Annotated in this window: 4 protein-coding genes and 1 pseudogene; all 5 read left to right on the plus strand. The window is 58.9% G+C overall.

The window, feature by feature from the left end:
- Window positions 1-911 (plus strand): annotated as a pseudogene (locus RSSM_RS33655) (hypothetical protein); the annotation flags it as partial.
- A 19-nt stretch (window positions 912-930) separates the two neighbouring features.
- Window positions 931-2,958, plus strand: coding sequence for a polysaccharide biosynthesis/export family protein (locus tag RSSM_RS09785; RefSeq protein WP_144059697.1), 2,028 nt, complete (start codon window positions 931-933; stop codon window positions 2,956-2,958).
- A gap of 280 nt (window positions 2,959-3,238) precedes the next feature.
- Window positions 3,239-4,522, plus strand: a complete 1,284-nt coding sequence (locus RSSM_RS09790; protein ID WP_008677343.1) for a diaminopimelate decarboxylase — start codon at window positions 3,239-3,241, stop codon at window positions 4,520-4,522.
- Between the two features lie 285 nt (window positions 4,523-4,807).
- The gene (locus tag RSSM_RS09795) at window positions 4,808-5,170 is read left to right on the plus strand and encodes a 2Fe-2S iron-sulfur cluster-binding protein (RefSeq protein ID WP_008677344.1); all 363 of its coding nucleotides are present in this window, start codon (window positions 4,808-4,810) and stop codon (window positions 5,168-5,170) included.
- A 471-nt stretch (window positions 5,171-5,641) separates the two neighbouring features.
- The coding region (locus RSSM_RS09800) for a hypothetical protein (RefSeq protein ID WP_201767194.1) at window positions 5,642-6,731 on the plus strand (1,090 nt) is incomplete at its 3' end.

Raw genomic sequence — 6,731 nt, forward strand, 5'->3', positions numbered from 1 at the left:
CACTTCGCGACCTACAAAACGGCGACAACGCGTTCACGACGCAACTCAACACCGCCTTCGTCGCGATCCGTGAATCGATGGACTTCTCGGGACGTTATGGCCCCGTGGATACTGCGGCAATCGGCCGGCTCATCGAGGTCCACCAAACGCCCGTGCTCAAAGGGGTCAACACAACGCATTTGACATCGGCTCGTGCCGTCGATGCGTACCTGCAATTCGCGCAGCAACGACTCGTCAACTCAACCGCCGGCGGTCCACTCGCTGCGGAAGCAACGATGATCTTGGCGGATCTCGAAACGCTCGCTGCCAACGCGGGACGGACGATCGATTCGCCGCCCGAGTTCTCAGCCCTTCACTCATCCGAGCTAGCGTTGACCTATCGCCGGGCCGCTGTCGAAATCTCGCCCGACAATGCCGACGCCGCTGCGGACCTCGGGCGGACGTTGTTGAAACGGTCGATCCCGGAAGCCGCCAAAGACCTTCTGTTGCAGAGCGTTCGCGTTGCACCGACTCGTCAACGGTTTGAATCGTTGCTCGAAGCAGCCGCGAAGTCCGGCGACTTTGTCTTGGTGGACCAGTGCGAAAAACAACTCGCGTCGAATCAACTGCCCAGCGAGTTGCCGGTCAAGATGATGTCGCCGCAAGAGTTCGCCCGCACAGGACAAACCGGGCCTCCGGCGGCGATGGCATCGGCGGTCAATGCCAACCCAGGACCAAACCAATTTAACCGATCCCAGCAATACCGCGTGGCGACGCGTCCAACGAACAACCAAGTGCGTGGGGATCGCGTGCCGATGTCGCAACCATCCACGGCCGGCCAAATCGTCGACCCAACGTTGCCTCACAATTGGACTCCAAAGCCATCGGCCTCCGCCCCGCCGACGCAGCCCGAACGCCGCCTGTTTTGGTAATCTCATGATGCGAATTCAAATGTCAAATCAATCGCTCGGCCGTCACCGTAATTTTGCCGCCGGCAGCATTTTCGTTGACTTCCACCGCGTCAAAACGCGTGTGCTCTCGCTCGCCTGTTGCGTGGTCATCTCCGCCAGCGTGACGAACAGCGACGTCGTCACGGCACAGGAATACATCGCGCCGGGATCACCAAGTGCGGAACTGCCCGCACCCACCGAAAACCCGTTCGTTCGCCAAAACGCATCCGATGGTCAATCCACCGTCACGAACGTCGTCGGCGACGGTGACCCCATGGAGGAATACCGTCGTTCGCTCGAAGAACACATCCTTCGCAAAGAGAGAGCCAAGGCGGAAGCCCGCGCACGGTTCGAATCGCGATCGCGTGACTTGATCCCCAAACTCACGCCGACCAAACCTCGCACCGACGACAGCAGTACCAACACAAACACCGGAGACGACGACCTGTTGGCTCCGCCACTGCCGCGTTCAAACGATGACGAGGTTGCTTCACCGAGCGATCTGCTCGATCCGCCCGATCGCGACCTCGATGATTTGCTGCTGCCGCTCAATCCAAAAGACCGAGACATCGCCGGCCCCGATCGGAAGATCCCGGAACCACTTTCCCGCGATCGCGACTCCGATCTCAACCGTCCTAGCCGACTGGGCAACGAGCGACGAACGCCACCATCGCTCAACACTCGCAGAGACGACTTGCTCGATCGATCCAACCGTTGGGGAACCGATCGCGACGAGGAAGAGGAAGTAGATGACACCCGTGAGTCAAGCGACAAGGCAGCCAAACCACAACGTCGCAGTAGCTCACAATCCGTGCTCGCCGCACCGATCGACAACCGCTATTCCAGTGGAACACACTGGACCGGGTTGGTGCAAAACGAAATGGCCCGTTGGCCGATGCCCGCGAGCCACCGACCTTACATCCCCGCATCGCAGGTCGCATGTTCGACATGCGGAGGCTGCGTCGATCGGCATGGCGTCGGCGTCTGTGACAAGATCGGTGTCTGCGTCGGCGTCGGCACTCGCGAACGACGTGAGTGCCAATGTTGGAAGTGCCCGTACGACTCGCCGTTTAACCTGTACGGTTCGGGCGGTTATGCCGGCCCGTCTCGCTCCGCTCCGTTGCCCGAGTATCGCTTGCGTGCCGGTGACCAAGTGCAACTCACGTTTCTGATCAAAACGATGCGAACCGTTGGTTCCTATCGTTTGGTGGTTGGCGACGAACTGTTGATCGAATCCGACGCCGATGAGAACTTGACCCGCGGTACGCTCGAACGTGGTTTGGAAATTCAACCCGACGGCACACTGACACTGCGCTTCATCGGGCAGGTTCATGCGGCCGGCCAAACGATTGAACAACTGCGTGACCTTCTCAACGAACGTTACGAAGAGTTCTACCCGGACCCATCGATCGACGTCACGCCGGTACGAACGGGTAATGTCGCGAGGCAAATCCGCGAAGCGATCAGCGGCTCGGAAGGTTTCAATCCACAGCAAACCGTGCAGACCGTGACCCCCGAAGGAACCCTTCGCCTGCCTCGTTTGGGCGCGATCCCGACGCAAGGGTTGACGATGGCCGAGCTGAAACGTGAGATCAACCTGCGTTATGACTCACTCGGCGCAGGGCTCGAGGTCGAGGTCATGCTCGAGGAGCAGGCCCCGCACTACGTCTACGTCCTCGGCGAAGTCGCCGCACCAGGCCGATTCGAAATGGACGCGCCGACCACAGTGCTCGGGGCAATGAGCCTCGCGGGCAGCTATGTCCCCGGTGCCAACCTGCGTCAGGTCGTTGTGTTCCGTCGCGGGCAAAACTGGGAACTGCTTTCGACGGTGTTGGATCTGCGTGCCGCTCTGCTCGGCAAAGCGTCCCGACCAGCCGACGAAATTTGGGTCCAGGACGGCGACGTGATCATCGTGCCACCGGCTCCGATCCGATTGTTTGACCGCTTCGTGCAGCAGGTCTTCACCGAGGGTGTGTACGGAATCGTGCCGTTCGGCGGCATCTCGTTCTCCTTCGGCGAGAATAACTAGCCGCTGAGCCCGAGTAGCCAACACTGAGCCCGGGTCGCCAACACTGAGCCCGGGCCCGCCCTGCCGCAAGCCGTCTTGCCCCCCAGCCGTCGGTCTGCCTCACGCCAGGCTTCAGGACCGCCTCCCGACCGAGTCGAAAGACCGTCTCGAGGCGTGTCGGACGGGCGACGCCCAGCCCCGCCTCGGACATTCTGCGGTTTTCCAAACTTGCCACCGAGACTATCCTTCCTGGTAAGTCTGACGTGTTTTCCCTTTCGGTTTGGATCCTCGAAGTCACCCAATGGCCGCTAAAACTCTGCCTTTCGATCGCCCCCTGATCGACCGTATCATCGCCGATCACCCCACCCCGTTTGTGCTCTACCACGAAGACGGGATTCGCCAACGTGTTCGAGATCTCTCGGCGGCGTTCGCTTGGAACGAAGGTTTTCAGCAGTACTTCGCAGTCAAAGCGACGCCGAACCCGCACATCGTTGCGTTGATGGCCGAAGAGGGCAGCGGCGCCGATTGCAGCAGCGTGGCGGAACTCATCACGTGCGAGCGACTCGGGATCACCGGTCACGACGTGATGTTTACCTCTAACAACACAACCACCGAAGAGTTCGAAGTTGCGGCGCGACTCGGGGCCATCATCAACCTCGACACCCCACACCATATCGATCAGCTTCAACAGCTCGATCAGATGCCGGAAATGGTTTCGTTCCGGTTCAACCCCGGTCCCGAGCGACAAGGCAACGTGATCATTGGCGATCCGAAGGAAGCCAAATTCGGTTGCACCCGCGAACAGATCTTCGAAGGCTACGCCCGCTGTGCCGAACTCGGAGTCGAACGATTCGGTCTTCACGCGATGGTCGTTTCAAACGAACTCAACGTGGAAGCATTGCTGCAAACCGCAGAGATGCTGTTCGATCTCGCGCTGCAAATCCACGAACGGACTGGCGTCGCGGTTGAGTGCATTAACCTCGGCGGAGGCATCGGGGTTGCCTATCGTCCTGAACAAGATGAAATCGACTTGCCTGAATTCGGCCGTGGTGTGCAAGCACTCTACGAATCCAAATTGGCTCCGTCGGCTCTTCCTCCCGTTCGCTTGATGATGGAAAACGGACGCGCGATGACCGGCCCCTTCGGTTATTTGATCAGCACCGTGATCAATCAAAAAACCTCCTACAAGAACTACGTCGGCGTGGATGCCTGCATGAGCAATCTCATGCGACCGGGCATGTACGGTGCATACCATCACATCAGCGTCCTCGGCAAAGAAGACGCACCCGCCACCCAAACCGTCGATGTCGTTGGCTCGTTGTGTGAGAACAACGACAAATTCGCGATTGACCGTGAACTGCCGCCAACCGAAGTGGGCGACATCGTCGTCATTCACGACGCCGGTGCCCACGGCCACTCGATGGGTTTCCAGTACAACGGCCGGTTGCGATCCGCGGAACTTCTTTACAACAACGCCGGCGAAGTCCGAGAGATCCGACGCGCCGAAACGTTCGACGACTACTTCGCAACAGTCGACTTCGACAGCGTCCAGTGCAATCGAGATCAAACGGCAGAGGCTGTTTAGATCGGTCCGATTTTTGCAGGCTTCCATCGATACTGTCTTCGCTTGAATCCGATCGGAATCCCTCGATACCGAAGGAAAACCTCGATGCCCCCATTCGCTGGCGGGCGTCGGGTCCCGGTTGTCCTATGGAAACCGCGGCTAGCGCTGACCGGCTGATGATTTTTCAGATTGGTTCGTATTGGAGGTCCTCCTTACGAAAGGTCTGCGGACAGGTTCCTTACGCGGAAAGATCTCTGGTATCGACCACACCCTCGCTTCCATCCCTCAACAATCCCAACTGACACCATGCCTAAACTGACTGTTGAAAATATCGGTACGTTCGATGTCCCCGCCGGCAAACGTTTGGTCCAGGCGCTCACGCAAGACGCCGGCACCGATCAATTGCACGCATGCGGTGGGGTCGCACGCTGCACGACATGCCGTGTCGAGTTCATCGAAGGTGAACCCGAGAAGATTACCGAGGCCGAAAAGGAAACCCTCCGTGCCCGCGAAATCACCGAACCCGGCGTCCGCCTGAGTTGCCAGATCGCCTGCGACCATGACATGTCGGTCCGACTAATCAGCCGGCTCGAAGGCAGCGGACGCAAAAATCAAGGCGGCGCGGTCGCCGATGAGATCGAACCTGCACCGAACTGGACGACCAAGTAACACGGTGCCACTCCGGCCGCCATCAGTTCGTCCGGTGGCGGCAACGGTGCCTTCCGCAGCCCGCAAGCGTACCCATCTCAAACGACGCCCAGCGTCGTCATTCCCTCTACGGTGTGCCCGCACAGAACGGCTCCAAACGGTGCAATGCGCAATCAAAGTACCACATTAGGCCAAAGGGGCAGAGGATTGCCCCGCCCCAAAGATTAGCATTGAGTCTACTACGGAAGGTGAATGCGTTTCGCATACCGGCTGATCATACGGGTTGCCTGCCGCACGATGCCTGCGCACCATCCTAGTTCGCGGTACCTCCTCACTCTCCTTCGCTTTGCAAAACCGCACGTCCTGCGGGCAAAACCCGGCGAGCAAAGAAAGCAGATACGGAAGGCGTCACGAGTCCCTTCACTCGTGAGATGACGTGAGTCCCCAGGCTCGCAGAACCGCGTACTCTTCCCCACACACATGGCACTATCCATGGCATCATTCATGTCGTCGTCGCACACCCCCGCCCAATCGAACAAGTATTGGTTGATCCTATTCGCGGTGCTTGTGGTGGCGGCACCATCCTACGCGGCAGACTCGGTGAAGATCGTCGAGAGTCAAACATCGATTTCTCCCGGGCAGACGATTTCCTTGAGTGTGCGTTACCAGACGTCGGTCAAAGGATTGGTGCAACTGCAACTGTTCAATTCTTCCTGGAAGAAGGTGGCTGAGAAATCGACGCCAACGGTCGTCTCCGACAACGGTCAAGCCCGTATCGAAATCAAAATCCCGGGAGACACAATTGCCGGAGAAAACTACCTTTGGCAGGCAGTCCTGTTCGACGGAAAATGGAAGAAGCTCGCCGAGGATACTCTCGCGAAGGTGCGAGTATCGGACGGCAGTGACGACGCCCCCGCTCCGAAGTCACTCCCGCCCGAAAAACCAAAAAACACGGACGACGCGAGTGAGTCGGTCCCGCAAACGCCTTCGGGCGATGCCGGCGAAACCGATCAGTGGGTTCCACCGGGCGATTGGCAACTCGAGTGGGCGGACGAATTCAATGGCCGGGGCGAGCCGAAGAATTGGTATCCGTTGCTCGGCTATGACCCGACCGCGTTCCGAGAAAACACCGCGAAAGGTCTTCGGTGGAGCGGCGCGAGCGAAGACACCGCGTGGATGTACAGCACCAAATCAGGGAACCACATTCTCGATGGCAAGGGGCATTTGGTGCTTCGCGTCGTCTGCGATAAAACCCAACTCAACGAACACGGCCCCAAGGTCAACGCGGGCTATCTGCTGACCGGATACCCAGAAAAATGGGACTCCACCGAACCACATAACGCCAAGTGGGGCGGGCAATTTTTCAGCCCGGCAGATGGCCCGCTGTACGTTTCGGCCAGCGTGCGTAGTGATCAGGTAGTCGGACATTCCACCTGGTTTGCGTTCTGGCTCTTCAGCGAGACGCGTGCTTACAACGGCAACCCCGCCGACGGAACGGAAGTCGACATCGTCGAGATCGCCAAAGGAGCACCTCGCTACATGTCACACAGTTTCAACGTTGCAAACCACTGGAAAGAATCAT

Source organism: Aporhodopirellula sallentina SM41 (genome assembly GCF_000346505.1).
Lineage (GTDB): Bacteria > Planctomycetota > Planctomycetia > Pirellulales > Pirellulaceae > Rhodopirellula > Rhodopirellula sallentina.

Bases quoted from the DNA above. Each gene is read 5' to 3' on its own strand.
- RSSM_RS09785 (WP_144059697.1), top strand. From the start codon at position 931: ATGTCAAATCAATCGCTCGGCCGTCACCGTAATTTTGCCGCCGGCAGC.
- RSSM_RS09790 (WP_008677343.1), top strand. From the start codon at position 3,239: ATGGCCGCTAAAACTCTGCCTTTCGATCGCCCCCTGATCGACCGTATC.
- RSSM_RS09795 (WP_008677344.1), top strand. From the start codon at position 4,808: ATGCCTAAACTGACTGTTGAAAATATCGGTACGTTCGATGTCCCCGCC.